Origin of the sequence: Paenibacillus sp. JJ-223, assembly GCF_927798175.1 — a bacterium.
Lineage (GTDB): Bacteria > Bacillota > Bacilli > Paenibacillales > Paenibacillaceae > Paenibacillus > Paenibacillus hubeiensis.
The window spans coordinates 194,626-213,227 of sequence record NZ_CAKMMP010000008.1; the positions used below are offsets into that span (position 1 = coordinate 194,626).

General features: G+C 47.9%; 17 protein-coding genes. 3 read left to right on the top strand and 14 right to left on the bottom strand.

Annotated elements, in window-relative coordinates:
- Positions 1 to 85 precede the first annotated feature (85 nt).
- From L6H98_RS16075 to L6H98_RS16105, 7 genes are all read right to left on the bottom strand, one after another.
- A complete protein-coding gene (locus L6H98_RS16075) occupies positions 86 to 1,855 on the bottom strand; it encodes an ABC transporter ATP-binding protein (RefSeq protein WP_236416637.1) in 1,770 nt (589 codons plus the stop codon).
- Positions 1,856 to 1,872: 17 nt separating this feature from the next.
- Entirely contained in the window at positions 1,873 to 2,787 is a 915-nt protein-coding gene (locus L6H98_RS16080; RefSeq protein ID WP_236416638.1) for an ABC transporter permease, read from the bottom strand.
- A gap of 2 nt (positions 2,788 to 2,789) precedes the next feature.
- Positions 2,790 to 3,722 carry an ABC transporter permease gene (locus tag L6H98_RS16085; RefSeq protein WP_236416639.1) on the bottom strand — a complete coding sequence of 311 codons (933 nt, stop codon included), beginning with the start codon at positions 3,720 to 3,722 and terminating at the stop codon, positions 2,790 to 2,792.
- Between the two features lie 191 nt (positions 3,723 to 3,913).
- Complete coding sequence (locus L6H98_RS16090) at positions 3,914 to 5,620, bottom strand: peptide ABC transporter substrate-binding protein (RefSeq protein ID WP_236416640.1); 1,707 nt, start codon at positions 5,618 to 5,620, stop codon at positions 3,914 to 3,916.
- 152 nt (positions 5,621 to 5,772) lie between these two features.
- Entirely contained in the window at positions 5,773 to 6,147 is a 375-nt protein-coding gene (locus L6H98_RS16095; RefSeq protein WP_236416641.1) for a DUF3397 domain-containing protein, read from the bottom strand.
- Positions 6,148 to 6,164: 17 nt separating this feature from the next.
- Positions 6,165 to 7,112 (bottom strand): 2-dehydropantoate 2-reductase, encoded by a 948-nt coding sequence (locus L6H98_RS16100; RefSeq protein WP_236416642.1) that lies wholly within the window; start codon positions 7,110 to 7,112, stop codon positions 6,165 to 6,167.
- Positions 7,113 to 7,255: 143 nt separating this feature from the next.
- Positions 7,256 to 7,906: an RsfA family transcriptional regulator gene (locus L6H98_RS16105; protein ID WP_236416643.1), complete on the bottom strand. Its 651-nt coding sequence runs from the start codon at positions 7,904 to 7,906 to the stop codon at positions 7,256 to 7,258.
- Positions 7,907 to 8,216: 310 nt separating this feature from the next.
- Between L6H98_RS16105 and L6H98_RS16110 the strand changes: the two genes are divergently transcribed.
- On the top strand, positions 8,217 to 8,453 hold the full coding sequence (locus tag L6H98_RS16110; RefSeq protein ID WP_095289941.1) for a DUF2626 domain-containing protein: 237 nt from the start codon (positions 8,217 to 8,219) through the stop codon (positions 8,451 to 8,453).
- Between the two features lie 199 nt (positions 8,454 to 8,652).
- Positions 8,653 to 9,732: a hypothetical protein gene (locus tag L6H98_RS16115; protein ID WP_236416645.1), complete on the top strand. Its 1,080-nt coding sequence runs from the start codon at positions 8,653 to 8,655 to the stop codon at positions 9,730 to 9,732.
- Here the strand turns inward: L6H98_RS16115 and L6H98_RS16120 are convergent.
- Together L6H98_RS16120 and L6H98_RS16125 are read right to left on the bottom strand one after the other, a co-directional pair.
- Positions 9,724 to 11,019, bottom strand: a complete 1,296-nt coding sequence (locus tag L6H98_RS16120) for an extracellular solute-binding protein (protein ID WP_236416646.1) — start codon at positions 11,017 to 11,019, stop codon at positions 9,724 to 9,726. The two genes, L6H98_RS16115 and L6H98_RS16120, sit on opposite strands and share 9 nt — an antisense overlap.
- Positions 11,020 to 11,245: 226 nt before the next feature.
- On the bottom strand, positions 11,246 to 12,580 hold the full coding sequence (locus tag L6H98_RS16125) for a PhoH family protein (protein WP_236416647.1): 1,335 nt from the start codon (positions 12,578 to 12,580) through the stop codon (positions 11,246 to 11,248).
- A gap of 152 nt (positions 12,581 to 12,732) precedes the next feature.
- On the opposite strand from L6H98_RS16125, the gene L6H98_RS16130 reads away from it, so the two are divergent.
- Positions 12,733 to 13,416 (top strand): YhcN/YlaJ family sporulation lipoprotein, encoded by a 684-nt coding sequence (locus tag L6H98_RS16130; protein ID WP_236416648.1) that lies wholly within the window; start codon positions 12,733 to 12,735, stop codon positions 13,414 to 13,416.
- Between the two features lie 7 nt (positions 13,417 to 13,423).
- On the opposite strand, the gene L6H98_RS16135 is transcribed toward L6H98_RS16130, so the two are convergent.
- From L6H98_RS16135 to L6H98_RS16155, 5 genes are all read right to left on the bottom strand, one after another.
- Positions 13,424 to 13,876 carry a pyridoxamine 5'-phosphate oxidase family protein gene (locus L6H98_RS16135; protein WP_236416649.1) on the bottom strand — a complete coding sequence of 151 codons (453 nt, stop codon included), beginning with the start codon at positions 13,874 to 13,876 and terminating at the stop codon, positions 13,424 to 13,426.
- Between the two features lie 198 nt (positions 13,877 to 14,074).
- Positions 14,075 to 15,133 carry an LCP family protein gene (locus L6H98_RS16140; RefSeq protein WP_236416650.1) on the bottom strand — a complete coding sequence of 353 codons (1,059 nt, stop codon included), beginning with the start codon at positions 15,131 to 15,133 and terminating at the stop codon, positions 14,075 to 14,077.
- Between the two features lie 88 nt (positions 15,134 to 15,221).
- Entirely contained in the window at positions 15,222 to 15,518 is a 297-nt protein-coding gene (locus L6H98_RS16145; RefSeq protein ID WP_236416651.1) for a YlaH-like family protein, read from the bottom strand.
- Positions 15,519 to 15,817: 299 nt separating this feature from the next.
- Entirely contained in the window at positions 15,818 to 17,665 is a 1,848-nt protein-coding gene (typA, locus tag L6H98_RS16150) for a translational GTPase TypA (RefSeq protein WP_236416652.1), read from the bottom strand.
- Positions 17,666 to 17,846: 181 nt separating this feature from the next.
- A complete protein-coding gene (locus L6H98_RS16155) occupies positions 17,847 to 18,347 on the bottom strand; it encodes a hypothetical protein (RefSeq protein WP_236416653.1) in 501 nt (166 codons plus the stop codon).
- Between the last annotated feature and the right edge of the window lie 255 nt (positions 18,348 to 18,602).

Genomic DNA, 18,602 nt, shown 5'->3' on the forward strand with positions numbered 1-18,602 from the left:
AACTATGATAACAATTGAAAACAAAAAACCGCCGATCGCTCGGCGGTTTGATTAAATCGATAATGGCATCTGGCTTGATGACATATTATACGTACGGTTCTGCTACCCAGTGCCCTTTGGATACTTCGATCAATTGGGCATTTTGCAGATTGTAAGGATCGTTTACAGGACCGCCCGAAGCATTCTGAATCGGTCCGGATTGTTCGTCCGGCAGCAAAATGCGGCGTTTGCTGCGTTCCACCTCGGGATCCGGAACCGGAATCGCCGACAGCAGCGTTTTGGTGTAAGGGTGCACCGGATTGGAGTAAAGCTCTTCGCTTTCTGCTAGTTCCACCACTTTCCCCATGTACATTACCGCAACGCGGTCACTGATATGTTTAACCATGGAAAGATCATGCGCAATGAACAGGTAAGTCAGGCCAAGACGCTGCTGAAGTTCTTCCAGCAATTTGACGACCTGAGCCTGAATCGAAACGTCCAACGCCGACAACGGCTCGTCACAGATAATGAATTTAGGGTCAACGGCCAAGGCGCGTGCAATCCCGATCCGTTGTCTTTGACCACCCGAGAATTCGTGCGGGTAACGCAGCGCATGGCTTGGATTCAACCCGACCAGGTCAAGCAGCTCCTCTACCCGTTTTTTCCGTTCTGCTCGGCTGGAAGCCAAACCGTGGATATCCAAAGATTCACCGATAATATCCATGACATTGAAACGCGGGTTCAACGATGCATATGGATCTTGGAAGATCATTTGCATGTCTTTGCGCATTTCTTTCATCTTCCGAGGAGACAGCTTATAAATATCCGTTCCGTTGAAGTTTACGTTTCCGCCCGATGGTTCGTACAAACGCAGAATCGTACGGCCGGTTGTCGACTTACCGCAACCCGACTCGCCTACAACGCCCAGCGTTTCCCCTTCGAAAATGTCAAAGCTCACATCATTAACGGCTTTCAGGATGTTGCCTTTGCCCAGATTGAAGTATTGTTTGAGGTTTTTAACCTGCACGAGAGGTTTATTTGCCCCTTTAACAATGCCTACCGGAGTCGGTTTTTCCTTTTTAGGCTCATCCAAACGCGGCAGAGCGTTCAGCAATTTAATCGTGTATGGATGCTGAGGATTGCTGAAAATTTCATCGGTTGTACCTGTTTCGACAACCTCGCCTTCTTTCATGACCACGACACGGTCACACATACCTGCTACGACGCCAAGGTCATGCGTAATCAGCATGATGGAAGTGCCGAGCTTTTGCTGCATGTCTTTCATAACATCCAGAATTTGAGCCTGGATCGTTACGTCAAGCGCTGTAGTTGGTTCGTCCGCGATCAGCAAGGATGGGCGGCAAGCCAAGGCAATGGCGATCATTACACGCTGACGCATACCACCTGAAAATTGGTGCGGATAGTGCCCCATCCGGATTTCCGGGTTTTTGATGCCGACAAGCTTGAGCATTTCCAGGGCGCGGGCTTCCGCTTCCTTTTTGGACATGTTCTGATGCTTGCGAAGCACCTCGGTAATTTGTTTACCGACTTTGATCGTTGGGTTGAGCGATGTCATCGGATCTTGGAAAATCATACCGATATCTTTACCGCGAATCGCTTCCATTTCTTTATCCGTTTTATTCAAAAGGCTCTGACCTTGAAAAACGATCTCTCCATTTTTAACGATGGAAGGCGGGGAGGGGATCAGCTTCATGATGGTCTGAGCGGTAACGCTTTTACCACTACCGGACTCACCAACGATTCCCAGCGTTTCTCCTTTGCCTAATTCGAAACTAACATTTTTTACGGCATCAAATACCCCCGAGCGCGTTTTAAACGAAACGCTCAGATCTTTGACTGTTAAAATCGTCTCCATAATCCCACCTCCTATTTCTATTTACGTAATTTCGGATCCAGCGCATCCCGGAGTCCGTCGCCGAGCAAGTTGAAAGCAAGCATCGTCAATACCATCAGACCGGCAGGGAACCACATCCGCCAAGGATACAGCGTCCAGCCTGTAAGAGCGTCATTGATCATCGATCCCAGGGAAGATCTCGGAGCGGATACACCCAGACCAAGGAAGCTCAGGAAAGCTTCCGCAAAGATCGCATTCGGGATAGACAATGTCAATGTAACGATAATCGGGCCAACCGCATTAGGCAGCAAATGACGGAACAACTGGCGTCCCGTGCTTGCACCCATCGAGCGTGCAGCGAGAATAAAATCTCTGTTTTTCAGCTGCATGATCTCCCCGCGAACGATCCAGGACATGCTGATCCAGCCCGTAATCGTCAAGGCGATAATAATGGTTGTCAAGCTTGGCTCCAGAACGACCAGCAGCAGGATAACAACCAACATATAAGGAAGAGAGTACAAAATTTCGGAGAACTTGTTCATGATTCCGTCTACGCGTCCGCCGTAAAAACCCATGATCGCACCATAAATGACCCCGATCACAAGGTCAATCAAGGCAGCCGCCAGGCCGACCGTCAGGGATACCCGTGCACCGACCCAAGTTCTTACCCAAATATCACGGCCGAGTTCGTCCGTGCCGAACCAATGCTCTGCGCTTGGCGCCATATTGGCGTTCAACAAATCATTGGAGTAATAGTTGTAGCTTGTAAAGATCGAAGTTGGACCAATGATCGAAAAAAGAACAACAAGGATGAGAACGCCCAAGCTGATCATCGCAACTTTGTTGCTTGCCAGCCTGTACATCGCGTCTTTCCACAGCGATACGCTTTCCTGCGATTTTACCGCCGGGGCAGCATTCGCCGTTTGTGCATTTTTATTATTTGAGCCAGACAACGTTATGCCCCCTTCTTGCTTTCCAGCTTAATTCTAGGATCAACCAGTACATAGGCGATATCTGTCAAGAAACGAGCGAGCATCAACAGAACGCCGTAAAAGATCGTGATCCCCATAATCATCGTATAGTCACGGTTTGTAATACTTTCGACAAACACTTTACCAATACCGCCGATGTTAAAGATTTGCTCGATAACGACCGAACCGGTGATGATGTTTGCAGTCATTGGACCCACATAAGTTACGACCGGCAAAATGCCGTTACGCACAACGTGTCTGAACATGATAGCAGGCCATTTCAAACCTTTGGCTTTCGCTGTTTTGATATAATCCGCATGCAATACTTCCAACATGCTAGAACGAGTCAAACGGGCAATGAACGCGATCGGGGATGCCGAAAGCGCGGCTACCGGGAGAACGTAGTCAAGCGGGCCATCGAAGCCCATGACGTTGAACCATCCCAACTTGTAGGCAAACACGTACTGGATCAGCGACGCCAGCAAAAAGCTCGGCACGGCGATCCCGATGACGGCAAGTACCATCGTAATATCGTCGATCAGCTTGCGGTGGTAGACTGCCGCCAACAAACCTAGCAGTACCCCCACGACGATCGAAATGATGATCGCAAAGATGCCGAGACGCAACGAAGCCGAAAACGTTTGAACGATCATATCGGAAACGTCCTGATTCAGGTATTTCATGGAAACGCCGAAATCACCCTGCACGATCCCGCCCATGTACTTCAAATACTGCTCAAACAGGGATTTGTCCAATCCGTATTTCTGTTCGAGCAATGCCCGGATTTCAGGAGACACCTTTTTCTCGGAGGTAAAAGGGTCTCCCGGAATGGCTTTCATCAAGAAGAATGTTGCCGATGCCAGTATGAAAAGCGATAGCAGCACGAATAGCAGTTTTTTCAAAACATACTTAACCAACCCTTGCACACCTCCAAAAACAATATTTTGTATACAAATCGATTGTAGAATTAGACAATGCGTCTTGTCCAATCCAGTTATCGGAAATTTCAAGAATTATAAGGAAAATCGGCTCACATACAAAAAAATCGGGATATATATGGAAAACCACATATATATCCCGAAGCATTCATATAGACTTCAGAACAACTTTACTTCGCTTCCAAATATGCGCGAGTGAAGTCGATCGCTCCACTAAAATCAAGTTGTACGCCTTTCAGGTAAGGCTTAGTCAAAGATACGTTAGTGTAATAGTAGATTGGCAGAACCGCCATGTCATCCTGAACCAGGACTTTTTCAGCGTCAGCAAATGCAGCCATACGCTTAGCAGGATCAGTTTCTTTCACAGTTGCTTTAACGTCTTTATCGAACTGTTCGTTGCTGTATTTAGGATCATTGTTTGTGTTGCCAGTTGTCCACATTTCCAAGAAGTTGTACGGATCGTTATAGTCCGCAGACCATCCCGCACGAGCGATTTGGAAGTTTTGGTTTTGGCGGTTCTCAAGGAATACGCCCCACTCTTGGTTTTCCGTTTTCACGTCAACGCCAAGGTTTTGTTTCCACATATCAGCGATCGCCAGAGCAATTTTCGCATGACCGTCACTTGTGTTGTAGATCAAAGTAACTTGCGGCAAAGTTGTGTAGCCTTCTTCTTTCATACCTTCTTCAAGCAATTTTTTAGCTTGTTCTACGTCTTCTTTGAAGTAGTCGTCTTTGTGTTCGTCACGGAATTCGCCGTTTTCACCGCGGATACCTGGAGGAACGAAACCGAATGCCGGAATTTGTCCGCCTTGCGTTACTTTGTCAACGATCAGTTGACGGTTGATCGACATCGCGAAAGCTTGACGGATTTTTTTGTTGTTGAAAGGTGCTTCATTTACGTTAAACAAATAGTAATACGTACTTGCAATACCTGTAGCTTTGAACTCGTCCGGCAGTTCAGCTTTTACAGACGGGATTTGATCCGTAGGAACTTCACCGTTAGGTGCACCCGTGTAATCCAATTGACCGGATTTGTAAGCTTGCAGTTCGGAAGCGCTGCTGCTAGTCAGGGACATGTTGATTTCAGACAGTTTGATGTCGCTTGCAGCATGGTAAGATTCGTTTTTCTTCACAACGATTTTTTGACCTTTAAGGAAAGAATCCATTGTGAACGGACCGTTAACGATCATGTTTTTGTAATCCGTAAAGAACTTGTCGTTTGTATCAGCAGACTTGTGTACTGGGTAGTACGTATAGAATGCTGTCAAACCCAAGAAGTAAGGCGTTGGGTTTTCCAAAGTTACTTCCAGTGTATGCTCATCGGTAGCTTTCACACCAACTTGGGAGAAATCAGTGATTTTTTCGCCTTTGAACGTTTCGTCAGTGCTGCGGTTGAAACCTTCAGCGCCTTTAATGTAGTAAAGCTGATAAGCGTAAGGAGATGCTGTTTCCGGTTTCAAAGCGCGTTCCCAAGAACGAACGAAGTCTTCCGCAGTGATTGGATCGCCGTTGCTCCATTTCGCTTCAGGGTCCAAGTTAAACACATATTTCAGGCCGTCTTCAGAAACCTTCCAGTCTTTAGCAACGCCTGCAGCTTCTTTGCCGTCAGCGTCAATGCGAACGAGGCCTTCATACAAGAATTTCAGAACCGTGTTGGTTTGGCTGTCTTTTGCTTGTGCCGGGTCCAACGTAGGAGGTTCAGCTGTCAGGTTAATTTTGAGCACTTGGTCTTTTGCAAGACCGGCTTCTTCGCCTGCAGAACCAGTTTCTGTGTTGTTGTTGCTGCTTGTGCCTTCATTTTTCGATCCGCACGCTGCAAGTACGGTACCGAACGCCAAAATCAGCGTCAAAAGGACTAATAGACTTTTCCTTTTCATCTAACACTTTCCCCCTAAATTGATGTGGTTTATGTTTATAGATTATACAACCACCGGTCAAAAAAATCTACATTACTTTTTCAGAAAGTAATGTTTTTTTTCACTTTTCGACAAATTCGACACCGTTTTCGAAGTTTTTGTGTTATGTATGCTCACATGATATTGATAAAATATCTAAAAAGCCCAAATACAGTAAATAGAATATAAGAGAAACTCATCACGACGAAAGCCATGCGCCAAACGACCCGGAACATTCGAACCCCGTCGACCCTGCCCTTAAGCCTATTTTGGGCTCCTCCGATCAGTCCCAGCGCGATTAGTATGAGGAGAAGGGTCAAATAAAATCCAAATTGCGTATCAAATGTCAAATTGAATAATGCCGAGACCGAAAAAATCAAAAATAGAGTCGTTACGTCCATTGCGACTTTGAAAGCAGCCCGCTTGTTCTTCTTCCATGCAACCATGGCCAAATACGTAATGATAAACGGGAAAAAGGGCAGCACGCTCAATCCGATGAAAATTCCCATCAACTCACTCCTTCCGTTTACATGCCTTCAATCAGGCGATACATCGTTTCATGCATCGGAGCCGGCAAACCGCAACGCTGGGCAAGCATGACGAACTGGCCGTTGATCGATTCAATTTCAGTGCGGCGCCCGGATTGAACATCTGCCAGCATCGAAGAGGTATTGGAAGCCGTCGATCGACATACGGAAAGGATCTGTTCCCACCAGTCCGGGTCCGTTTCGATTCCTGCTGCAGCAAGAATGTTCATTCCCTCATCATACAGCTGGCGCATGACAGCAATGCGTTCCTCACGCGACAGCAGTTCACCGTTCGGTATTCTCCACAATGCCGTTAGCGGATTGATGACCGCATTGATCATCCATTTTCTGTGAACCATCCTCTCGATTTGATTCGACGCAATCCCGTCAAATCCTGCCTGGCACAGCATCAGGGCTACATCCGCCGCCGAACTTCGGCCGACATTCGCCGACTGATTTCCACGGGCATCCTTGCTTTCGCCAATCCAAGTTTGGCCATGCCCTGCACGATGCACATCCCCGCCATCGCGTTTTGCCCCTTCGGTCGTGACTGCGCTGAATATTCGCCAAGAAGGAAACGCCTTTTCCAGTTTTTCGATATGTCCCAATCCGTTCTGAAAACAAACTGCGTTCACCGGCTTGGTTTGTAGACCGTCCATGCTTTGAATCGCTTCATCCATTCCCGTCTGCTTGACCATTAGAAACAGCCAATCGCCCGGAGCACGATTCCATTCATCAAGAAGCCCGGAAATCGGCTGTGCTTGGACGTTTTCCGGTGAAAGCACGTGCACGGCGCCGCCAGATTCGAGGGCCCGAATTCCTTGAGCGCGCAGCTGCTTCGACTGCTCTTCCGTTCTTGTCCAAAACCGGACTTGGTGCCGTACGGCTTGGAGCTTGGTTCCAAACAGCAGGCCTAGTGCCCCAGCCCCGATAATATCAATAATCATGCGACACCTCTTTTTTCGTTCATCATGCCTTTCTTCTATCTATAATAGAACAAAAATACGAAACAAAAAACCCGTCTGATCCGCCGTTTGTAACGGAGATGTGACGGGCTGGTTCAAATGAGTAGTCCAGAATCATTCACGAACTACTCAATCCGCTCCAAATTTCCATTGGCATCCATTTTGAAGCGAGTCTTGATTTCTTCTTCTTCTTCGGACAAAAAAGCAAGCCTGCGCGCACGATCCATGATCTGGATCAATGCTTTGTAATCGTCGTTCACCACACGATAATCGGTCTGTACTTCACTGACTTCTTTGGACAGCCTGTCGTTCTCCAATCGAAGCTCCATTAACTCGTCTTCTTTTTCGCGCAGTTCCTTCTCCAACATCTTCAACTGGCGGCTGGTTTCCTGGACTGTCCCTTTCCATTGCCTCAAGTAACGAATGACTGCATCCATCGATAGGGATTCTTCGGATACTCCATCCGTCTGATACGCATTCTCTTCCGTATCCATCGGCGCTAATGCGGCCACTTGCGGGCCATGCACGGCAGGCTGTTTCCGGAGATAGCTCCGTTTCTGGCGCTGCGCCTTGGCATTGCTGATGGCAGACTCGTATTTCTTGCGCACACAGCTGTTCCAGCGAAATCCGCAAGCGGCAGAAGTCCTGCCGATTTTTTCGCCCACTTCCTCAAAAGCTGCAAGCTGGGTACTGCCTTCGCGAATATGCCGCAATGTCACCTCCGCCAAGATCAAATCATCTTCTGTACTCCACGCATCCTGTCTAACTGCAGTCATGCTATATACCCTCCTAACAACATCCATAATAACCATTCACCAGCCGATGCCCGTCGTGTGAATTCAGACATAAAAGCTGCTTTACTCATTCATATGCCTCTCATAGAGTTCATAGAATTGATTTCATACTAAAATGTATTTCCACATTTATTAGCCTCCATACGTAACATATGAAAACAGGGTGAAATATAACTTGTCACCGACGGAAAAGAATCCCCTTTTACCCCCGTTTAGGTTTACACGATTTTCCTTTAACGGTATAATGTTGAGGAAGTATATCTATGAACGTACATAGAGAGGAGGACTAACCGTGGCACGCATGTTTCGGGTACTCGGCTTCTTCACGCTGACCATTGGCCTCATGGCCTTTGCTGGAGATCTCGTTGAAATGGCTTTGCTGTTTTTCCTGCAGACTGCGTTTTTCGTCATTTTGGGATATTTGAAATTTACCGAGAGAACATACATCTTGCTCTTCTGGGGATATATGATCGTAACGTTCACCGGTTTCAGCTATTGGACCGTATTCCAGATGGGACTGCCGCTTTAATCCGCCATCATGCAAGCAATCCGGCTGCTGCCGGATTGCTTTTTTGCCGTTTGTTGACGTACGTTTGGAATATTTCCATACCATCGCTACGAAGCAGCCAGCTTTTATTGAGGATAATTCCGCTTTCGGTTTCATATATTGTTCTCAGGACTTGAAGCTTGTACGATGAAACTATTCACACAGAGAGGAGAATGAACTGGTGAAGGGTCGATCCGCCATTGCTGCCCTGGTCTGTGCCTTGTTATGCATACAACTTACATCGACCTATGTTTATGGAGAAGATTACTCCCCTGAGGAAACTCGCGCCCTGCTGCAAAAAAGCCTTTCGATCGTCGAGATTGACCATGAGATTGAACGGATCGAGGAACGGCAGCAGCAGCTCGGCCAGGAGCAACAACTACTGCAGGTTCAGCTTCGGGAACAGGAAAACGAGATACATATTCAACAGGATCGGGCCGGGGAAGTGGTCAGGTCCTATTATATGGGGGAACGCGATAGCCTGCTTATGGCCGTCTTGGGTGCCAGATCGCTTAAGGATTTATTCGTATTATATGATTATTATCAGATCATTATTGGCAGGGATCGGGCGGTTCTTGACAAGTACCAGGAAAGGTATGACAGCATGCTGCAAACCTCCCTGCGGATTTCCGAAACCACCGACGAATTAAACGTTTTAAAAGCCGGTTTGCAGAACCAGCGGAAACGCGTTGCCGCGCTTCAAAACGAGGTGGATGGCGAGTTGGCCAAAAGCGATAATGCTGCGGCCATTCAGAAGCTGATGGAGGAATTGACGAATTACTGGGAAAACATCGGCATTTATGAAGTCAAACGTTACTTCAAGGCGCTCGCAGCGGCCATGCAAAATCTGCCGCAGTTCATCCAGGAGCAAAATGGGGGGATCTCCACAACAGGAACGACGTACACGATTCGAATCGGGCAGGATGAACTTAATGCATTTTTGCGCGAACAAGATCCGATTTTTGAAAACTTTGCTTTTCAGTTTGACGAGAACAAGATTACGGCCGCGGGACAGCGTGACGAACTGCAGTTAAGCATCGAGGGTCATTACACGGTTGAAAACGAGCCACAAAATTCCATCCGATTTCATGTGAACAAACTGGTATTTAACCAGTTCGAACTGCCCGATACAACCCGCCGCATGTTGGAACGTGAATTCGATCTTGGTTTCTATCCCCAGAAGATTCTATCCTTCGTCAAAGCCACGGAGGTATCGACCAGCAAAGGTGTTCTTGAAGTGAAGCTCGCCATCTCATTCTGACCCGTTCGCGTGAATTTCCAAAATACGTTTCACGTACTGTTCGGCCTTTAGTTTTCCCCGGAACAGCTGTTCCATACTCGTACTGTAATCGTGCAGCTGGGATTCGCCGATTTCGTGCATGCTTTCTCCCTTGCCCCATGTTTCTCCGTTCGTTAACTTAAATTGGTTTTCGAGCATTTCCATTTCTGCATCCAATTGCTCCTGCCTGGCAGGCATTCGGCCTGTACGGCTGGACCATTCGGCTTGAATGATAACGGATGTCATGCCTTCAATCCATTTGCTGGCATGTTCGGAAACGGATGAACCGGCTGTAATTACGAAGCTTCTGGAATGAACCATGGCAAGTCCGGCCAGCGTGACGGACGCCTTGGAATCCTGGCTTCCCAGGATTCCGCCCCCCTTCTTGGACGCTTCGCTCCCTTTCTTCCACTGTGCCAATGATGTGACAACCATCGGAAGCTGATCCGGATTCGCTGCAGTTGCTGAAGTTTCGTTTCCATCGAAAGCTGCAACATATTTTGGCATCGTGTTTAATAATTGCAGCGCTTCCCGTTCTTCTTTGTTGGGTTCGGCCCAGTTGGCAGGATTCATCCGAGTCGGAACAAGCTTTGGATGGATCTGATTCAGCCACGCACTGATCGCAAATGGATCGCTTGCATCCAATCCGAGCAGCTTTTCCTGGCTCGATGCCCCCCTTCCTTTTACAAATGCATTCCATTGCTCCGCGGTAAGCAAGGGGGAATCCAGTCCTGCTTTGTTGATAAGGAACGGTCTGGATACCACAACATATGCATCAAAATCAAAAGGCATTGCCCATTGATAGCCATTCCACTCGGCACTCTTCCTAAAGCGCAGAACGGTGTCTCCCGCCGATTTGGCCAAAGACGTGCCATTTAGAGGATATAAATTCCCCCGTTTGGCATAATGCTGCACCTCTGCATTGTCCATCAAAATGACGTCTCCGCCTTCTCCCAGCGCAAACTCTTGATTTAAAACCTGTTTATATGTATCTGGTTCTACATTTCGGAGCTGAATCTCTACATGCTGCAATTCCGCAACCTGCTTGGCGATTTCTTGAAATGGCTTGAAATCCTCTGAAGACATGGAAACAACGATTTCTACCGGTGCTTGCTGCTCCTCGTTTCTGGATGAGGACCCTGGAAAAGAATCTTCCTCCTGTTTCTTTTCCGGATTCAATGGCGTACCTCGAAAATCAAAGCTCGGGGACAAAATAGTCAGCGACAGCAGCAGTACGGCGAACAAAACCACTTGATGTCTCCGCTTCATTAAATATTCTCCCCCTCAATGCCTAGTTTTTCCTGCAACATTCATTGTAACAAAAAAATGATGCTATTGTCCTATTGATGCTAAAAAACAGCCTTCCGGCTTTTTGCCATACTTTGAGCATAACGCGTTCTGTCCAATATCCATTCGATCTTTTTTCAGCAAAAAACCGGCTCTAGAAGCCGGTTTGGACCAATCATTTTCCGGGAAATAGTTCCATGTCATCCGATTACAGCAGATCAGCAGCGAGTTGGGCCAGCTTGGAGCGCTCTCCTTTTTCAAGCATGATGTGCCCGCTGATTCCCTCCTGTTTGAACCGTTCTACTACATACGTCAGTCCATTGCTTGCCGAATCAAGATAGGGGTGGTCAATCTGTTCCGGATCCCCCATCAATATGATTTTGCTGCCTTCGCCGACGCGTGATACGATCGTTTTCACTTCATGCCTCGACAAGTTCTGTGCTTCATCCACAATGATGAACTGTCCGGGAATGGACCGCCCGCGAATATACGTTAACGCCTCAACTTGAATGCTGCCAAGCCCCATCAATATTTTGTCGATATCGCCGGCTTTTTTGGTATCGAACAGAAATTCCAAATTATCATAGATCGGCTGCATCCATGGACGCAGCTTCTCTTCCTTTTCTCCCGGCAAATAACCGATATCCTTGCCCATGGGAACAACGGGACGAGCAATCAACAGCTTTTTGTATTTATGGTCATCCTCCACCTTGAGCAATCCGGCTGCCAAAGCGAGCAGCGTCTTCCCTGTTCCCGCCTTGCCGGTAATGGTTACCAGAGGAATATCGTCGTTCAAAAGCAATTCCAGGGCCATGCGCTGTTGTGCATTTCGCGCCACAATTCCCCACACATTATCATTGCTCAAATACAGCGGTTCAAGCCGGGTTCCTTCTCCGTTCACTTTAAGCAACGCCGATTTGTTGGTTCCCATCTCGTCCTTGAGAATCACAAACTCGTTGGGATATAGCATATAAGGCAACTGCAGCGGCTTAATCGGCAAGAAACGATATGTGTAAAACTCATCGATTACCGACGGATGGACTTTAAGCGTTGTATAACCCGAATAAAGCTCGCTCGGCCCCGCTGTCCGATCCGACAAGTAATCCTGAGTGACCAGTCCGAGTACATCGGCCTTGATGCGAACAAGCACGTCTTTGCTGACCAGGACCACCTGAGTCTCTGCATTCTCCTTTTCGTTTTCTTCGAGCTGATAATTCAGCGCAACCGCCAAAATCCGATTATCGTTGGATATCTCGCCGAACATTTCCTGTACCTTAACGAAGCTGCGATGATTCAGTTCCACTTTGAGACTGCCTCCGCTGCCAAGCGGCACCCCGCTATGCAAGTGTCCTAACTCGCGCAAACCATCCAGCAACCTGGACACGTTTCTGGCATTACGGCCAATTTCGTCAGCATTTCTTTTTTTGGAGTCAATCTCCTCAAGCACAACCGCGGGAATGATGACCTCATGTTCCTCAAAGGCAAATATGGCATTGGGGTCATGCAAAAGCACGTTGGTATCCAATACAAAAATCTTTTTCATTCAATCCCCTCCAAAGCGGCGTCGTTAAAGGCGTAGATCGGTTGATCTTTCAGCAGCGGCATGGACAATCATCCTCCCATACATAAATGTATTCGTGTAGGACAAAATAATTGTCAACCATTCTGAAAAACTACAGGAAAGGATGAACATTCATGAAAGGTTGGATTTGCGCGCTGCTTCTGATCTTTATACTTACAGGTTGCAGCACAACCACACGCAGTGCTTCGCAGGAGAAAAACACGAATACCCGTGAACATGCAGCAACTCGGCAAGATCTCCAGGGAGGAACCCACAGTCTGAATACTGAAAATCGTCGGATGGAATCCGCAAACACGCACCGTGCCAATGAAAGGTCAGGCCAAACCGTTCGTGAGGCCGAAAACGTAAACCAAACGGGCAAAATGCCCCATGAACAACGCATCACTCATCTGAAAACGTTGGCCAAGAAGGTCGAAGGCGTACGTGATGCCAATTGCGTCATTTTCGGCAATACGGCCATTGTCGGCATCGATGTGGATGGCAAGCTTGATCGGGCACGGGTCGGTACGATTAAATATTCCGTGGCCGAAGCATTGCGCAAAGATCCGGAGGGCGTCGATTCCATCGTAACCGCAGATGCGGACGTCTCCGAACGAATCAAAGAAATCGGAGAGCATATCCGCAAAGGCAATCCGGTATCCGGTTTTGCATCAGAGCTTTCGGACATCGTCGGCCGAATCATACCCCAATTGCCCAAAGACGTCAAAGTACGCCAAAATCCGAATGAAAACGTCAATACGGAACGACATATGCAGCAACTGCATTCTTCTGACAGAAAGCAACAAAAAGCCCAGTGATCTCTCACTAGGCTTTTTTCATGGCAGCAAAGACCTGCTGATCGAGTTTCTCTGCAGCTCTTTGATCATATATTTTGACATATTGAGGTACGGAGGCCAATTCGGCTCCATAAAAAAGAGCATTACGTACCGCTTCGATGGAAATGTCGAAACAGCACATGTTGAACGGAACCTCTTGCAGCGGATCTTGTCTCACCGAGGCACGACCGTTGATGGCGTATATCGTGCTTTCTCCAAAAACGGTAACGGTAATCGCCGGGTTGCGGATGATATTGTTCACCAGACGGGAACGATGGTCAAGGGCAATACGAAGCGTAGAAGCATTCTCCGCATAAATCCAGGAGATTACGCTTGACGTGGGTCCGCCGGATTCCGCATCAACGGTAGCCAGCAGCACAAACGTCTCGCTTTTGAATTGCTGCAAAAGGGATTCAGTCAATTGTGTGACAGCTTCAGACATCGAACCAGCCTCCCCAACCTCATCATGCCATGCTTTGTTCATTTCATTGTAGATTTATTCCTATAGAGCCCGTGCTAATAGAATCACGTTAGGCCACTTCAAATGATGCAGATGTGCATGTTGCAAGTGCTTTGGAGCTTGATGATTAAAGATATTATAACATATGATAGATCAAGCTTCCAATCCCTACCGTGCAGTCTATTCCGATTTCGAAGCGGCGGTCACCTTGCCTTCAAGGGTATCTTTCAAGGCTTGTTTGGCATTGGCCAGCTCCGTCTCATTGATATAAACATAAGGGCTTTTCCATTCGCCGGTCACCGGCGTGTAATGCACGTCTTCTTTGGAAATATTCCAGTAGGTTGCAATCAGATTTTTCATCTGGTCGGATTCCACGTCGGTGGTCATGTTGTTATCGATCGCACCGATCACTTTGCTAATCTTCGTTATGCCACCTAACGATTTCAGCTGGTCAAGCATGGAATTCAGCACCTGGTTTTGACGTTGATTGCGGTCAAAATCATTCGATTCCGCCGTTTTCGGGCTGCAATTCGATTTCCGGTAACGTACAAAATCCAGAGCCTTTTTGCCATCCAAATGTTGCGGGCCTGCCACGAGATTAATATCCGTTCCATCTGCCGTATCGCGGTAACACATGTTTTTGTCCACCGTGACATCCACGCCGCCAACCGCATCCACGCCATCCCGAAATGCCTGGAAATTCAAGACTGTTGCGTAATTGATATCGACATCCAGATATTTGCTCATCATGTCCTTCATCTGGTCCTCGGCCTTTTTGCCGCTTGTTTTTTCCTGTGCCTTGAATCTTGGATAATAAGCATTCAGTTTGTTGCTTTTATATCCATCCAGGACGATGCGTGTATCGCGAGGCAGGGAAACAATGGTGGCCGTTTTGGTAGCCGGATTCATCGCTGCAACCATCACCACGTCTGACAGATAGGTTCCGGTCTCCGGGCGATTATCGGTACCCAGCAGAAGCATCGTCAACGGTTTGCTTTGAGCTTCCATGCCGGAAGGCACAGGTTTGTCAATTCCGGTGTGGGCAACTTGATTATAGATCCAATACAAGTACCCTCCTCCTGCAATGATGCAGATGAAGAGCAAGCTCAATACAACTTTGGCAAAGGTACGTTTCCGTTTCTTCTTGGGCGGCTTTTTCTTTCCGTTATTCGATCCGGAAGGGCTTGTTGTTCCGGCTGCCTTCCTTCGCGGAGGAAGCCCGTTCGAATTCGAGTTCATATCCTCAACACCTTTATCACATCTGTTTTTTGCCTTTAAAAAGACAACCGTTTCCCCGAAGGAAAACGGAAGTATATACGGGCATATGTCATGAATTACGTGCGGTGGATTCCGCTTTTTTCTTTTGTCGGCCTTCGATAAAATACCTGATCCGCACAAGCAGCATCAATCCTACGGCCACAAGCAGGCACTGGATGATCGGCAGCTTGTCGATCTGAAAAACAAGAAGCATGAATGTGCCCATCGCCATCAAAATATACAGAAAGATTTCCTTAACGAGCGGTAATTTCTGACGAACCCGAAACACCTTGTTATACACGTAAGTAATCAGCACAAAGATGACGATGTAGGCTACGATCGGGTGTGACGCGAACCATGCTTGCATGCATAGCCAGCTCCTTTCGCAAATCATGCTTGGGTGATATAAGTTAAACACATTGCTGATGAGTCAAAACCCGGTGCATCTGCCTGCCAAGTGGCCGTTCCGGTTGCGGGTCGTTCTTCCGACCTTCGTTATCACCGGATTTTTTTGATCAACATACATAAGGAGAAAATCCGGTGATAAAGGCGGACGCTTTGCTTCTACAGAATCGATCCCGCCCCCTTCACTACTTTTGCAGGAAGAAGCACCTTCTTTTTGAACCCACCATCAAACATTAACTTATTATTTTATTTTGGTCAGGCTTAAGCGTTATTTTGTGCCATTTTGCGTTGTTTCTCGGCACGCTCGCGCTCGCTCTTATTCAAGATCTTTTTGCGCAGACGAACAGATTTCGGCGTAATTTCACAATACTCGTCATCGTTCAAATATTCAAGTGCCTGCTCCAGGGAGAAGATCATTGGCGTCTTCATTTTAACGGTATCGTCTTTGGTTGCGGAACGGACGTTGGTCAATTGTTTTTCTTTGCAAATGTTAACCACGATGTCGTTGTCACGCGTGTGCTCACCGACGATCATGCCTTCGTAAACCTCGGTTCCCGGCTCCAGGAAGAGCGTTCCGCGATCTTCGACGCCGATCATGCCGTAGAACGTCGTTGTACCATTCTCCGTCGAGATCAATACGCCTTGGTGACGGCCGCCCACTTGACCGCCGATCAGTGGAGCATAGCTGTCGAACGCATGGTTCATTACGCCATAACCGCGAGTCAGCGTCAGGAAGTTGGTACGGTATCCGATCAGGCCGCGTGCAGGAATCAAGAATTCGAGGCGAACTTGACCGTTGCCCGTGTTGACCATGTTCACCATTTCCGCTTTGCGCGAGCCCAGGCTTTCCATAACGGCACCCATGCTGTCTTCCGGAATGTCGATCAACAGGCGTTCAACCGGCTCCATTTTTTTGCCGTCGATTTCTTTGACGATAACTTCCGGTTTGGATACTTGAAGCTCATATCCTTCGCGGCGCATGTTTTCGATCAGAATCCCCAGGTGAAGCTCACCGCGTCCGGAAACGACAAATGCATCCGGACTGTCGGTATCTTCAACGCGAAGGGACACGTCGGTTTCCAATTCTTTGAGCAGACGTTCACGCAGTTTACGGGAAGTCACCCATTTACCTTCGCGGCCGGCAAAAGGACTGTTGTTCACGAGGAACGTCATTTGCAGGGTCGGCTCATCGATTTTCAGAACCGGCAGCGCTTCAGGTTGGTTTGGATCTGCGATCGTTTCACCGATATTGATGTCCTTGATCCCTGCGATCGCAACGATATCCCCTGCTCCGGCTTCTTCGATCTCAACACGTTTGAGGCCTTGGAAACCGAACAGTTTCTCGATTCGCGCAGATTTGCTCTTGCCGTCACGCATAATGACGGTAACCGCTTGGCCTTGCTTGATCACTCCGCGGTTCACGCGGCCGATCGCGATACGGCCCAGGTATTCGTTATAATCCATCAGTGTAACGAGGAATTGCAGTGGCTCTTCCACGTTCTCCGTTGGGTAAGGAATGTGGCTTACGATCGTATCGTAAATCGCCATCATATTGTCATCTTGCTTGGCAGGGTCATCTTCCATGCTGGATGTACCGTTCAATGCCGAAGCATAAACAACCGGGAACTCCAGTTGATCGTCGTTCGCGCCCAGCTCGATGAACAGGTCAAGCACTTCATCGATGACTTCCGCCGGACGTGCGGCAGGACGGTCGATTTTGTTCACGATGACGATCGGCGTCAAGTTGTGCTCCAGCGCTTTGCGCAAAACGAATTTCGTTTGCGGCATGCAGCCTTCGTAAGCATCTACAACGAGCAGTACGCCATCGACCATTTTCATGATCCGCTCTACCTCGCCGCCAAAGTCGGCGTGTCCAGGCGTGTCCACGATGTTGATGAGATAGTCTTTATAAGTAATGGCTGTGTTTTTGGCCAAAATCGTAATACCGCGTTCGCGCTCCAAGTCGTTGGAGTCCATGGCGCGCTCCTGTAACGTTTCATGGTCACGGAAAATACCGGACTGTTGCAGCAATTTGTCGACAAGCGTCGTTTTCCCGTGGTCGACGTGGGCAATAATCGCAATATTGCGAATGTGTTCTCTTGAATGCATGGTTTGTATCCATATCCTTTCCAAATTCAATTCTTTATCTTATCTACTAAACTTCCCACAGGTTCGCAGGTTACTCACAAAATAAGCGTCGGTGATGTCCCGACGCGTGTCCTAACCCTTTTATTATAGTTGATCATAAGTAAAAATCAAGATATTTCGCCTTCGCCATCCCTGTGAATGGCTACCAGCCTTTTCGCTGCCTTCCGTTCCCGCGACCGAGCAGCAACCATATTCCACCAAGGATGAGAAGCATGGCAAGCACATAGATGATTCCGGAATGCAGCAAAGTGAATGCCAGCAATATGATGGATATACCGCCCAGGATAAAAGCAGCCGTGAGCACTTCCGGCGGTCTGCGGCGATCAACCATCGCATACTCCAGCAATCCGATCGCAATGCCGAGCAGCAGGACGGGCCACAGTCTTCCCATCAACCCCGCACCCCACGTATTTGTAACTCCAAACAATAGGCCATACACCGTCAGGGTCCCTGCCGGAACGAGTGACCAAGCTGGGGCTAGGCGCATGTAATACATGGCATGCAGCGCGATTCCCGGCAACAAAATGAGCAGCGGCCAGAAATGCCGGCCAATGAATCCAAAAACCCCCAACTGCCCTAATAAAATAATGAGACCTGCAGCAACAATGAATATACCGATCGCTTTTTCGTTTCGCTTTTTCAACCAATATCACCTCTTGTCCCGTTTGATGCATGTAGAAATGTAGAGCAACCGATGTTCCATACGTGACCAAAGCACGCAGCTTACTATAAGTGTAGCTCATGTTTGCGCAAAAAACTATACCGCATGTCGCTAATGGTGGCCTCTTTTGTGTTCATTCCTCATCCTTTTCAAATTTTATCCATATGGATCAGGATCCCTTTTACAATCGATTTTTATACATTTAGAAAGCCGCCCGTGTTGGGCGGCTTGGCTTTC

What these genes read in the sequence shown, in the direction of transcription:
- L6H98_RS16095 (WP_236416641.1), bottom strand. Translation starts at nt 6,147, where the DNA reads ATGGGAATTTTCATCGGATTGAGCGTGCTGCCCTTTTTCCCGTTTATC.
- L6H98_RS16100 (WP_236416642.1), bottom strand. Translation starts at nt 7,112, where the DNA reads ATGATTATTGATATTATCGGGGCTGGGGCACTAGGCCTGCTGTTTGGA.
- L6H98_RS16075 (WP_236416637.1), bottom strand. Translation starts at nt 1,855, where the DNA reads ATGGAGACGATTTTAACAGTCAAAGATCTGAGCGTTTCGTTTAAAACG.
- L6H98_RS16130 (WP_236416648.1), top strand. Translation starts at nt 12,733, where the DNA reads ATGAAAGGTTGGATTTGCGCGCTGCTTCTGATCTTTATACTTACAGGT.
- L6H98_RS16105 (WP_236416643.1), bottom strand. Translation starts at nt 7,906, where the DNA reads ATGACTGCAGTTAGACAGGATGCGTGGAGTACAGAAGATGATTTGATC.
- typA (WP_236416652.1), bottom strand. Translation starts at nt 17,665, where the DNA reads ATGCATTCAAGAGAACACATTCGCAATATTGCGATTATTGCCCACGTC.
- L6H98_RS16135 (WP_236416649.1), bottom strand. Translation starts at nt 13,876, where the DNA reads ATGTCTGAAGCTGTCACACAATTGACTGAATCCCTTTTGCAGCAATTC.
- L6H98_RS16125 (WP_236416647.1), bottom strand. Translation starts at nt 12,580, where the DNA reads ATGAAAAAGATTTTTGTATTGGATACCAACGTGCTTTTGCATGACCCC.
- L6H98_RS16140 (WP_236416650.1), bottom strand. Translation starts at nt 15,133, where the DNA reads ATGAACTCGAATTCGAACGGGCTTCCTCCGCGAAGGAAGGCAGCCGGA.
- L6H98_RS16120 (WP_236416646.1), bottom strand. Translation starts at nt 11,019, where the DNA reads ATGAAGCGGAGACATCAAGTGGTTTTGTTCGCCGTACTGCTGCTGTCG.
- L6H98_RS16145 (WP_236416651.1), bottom strand. Translation starts at nt 15,518, where the DNA reads ATGCAAGCATGGTTCGCGTCACACCCGATCGTAGCCTACATCGTCATC.
- L6H98_RS16090 (WP_236416640.1), bottom strand. Translation starts at nt 5,620, where the DNA reads ATGAAAAGGAAAAGTCTATTAGTCCTTTTGACGCTGATTTTGGCGTTC.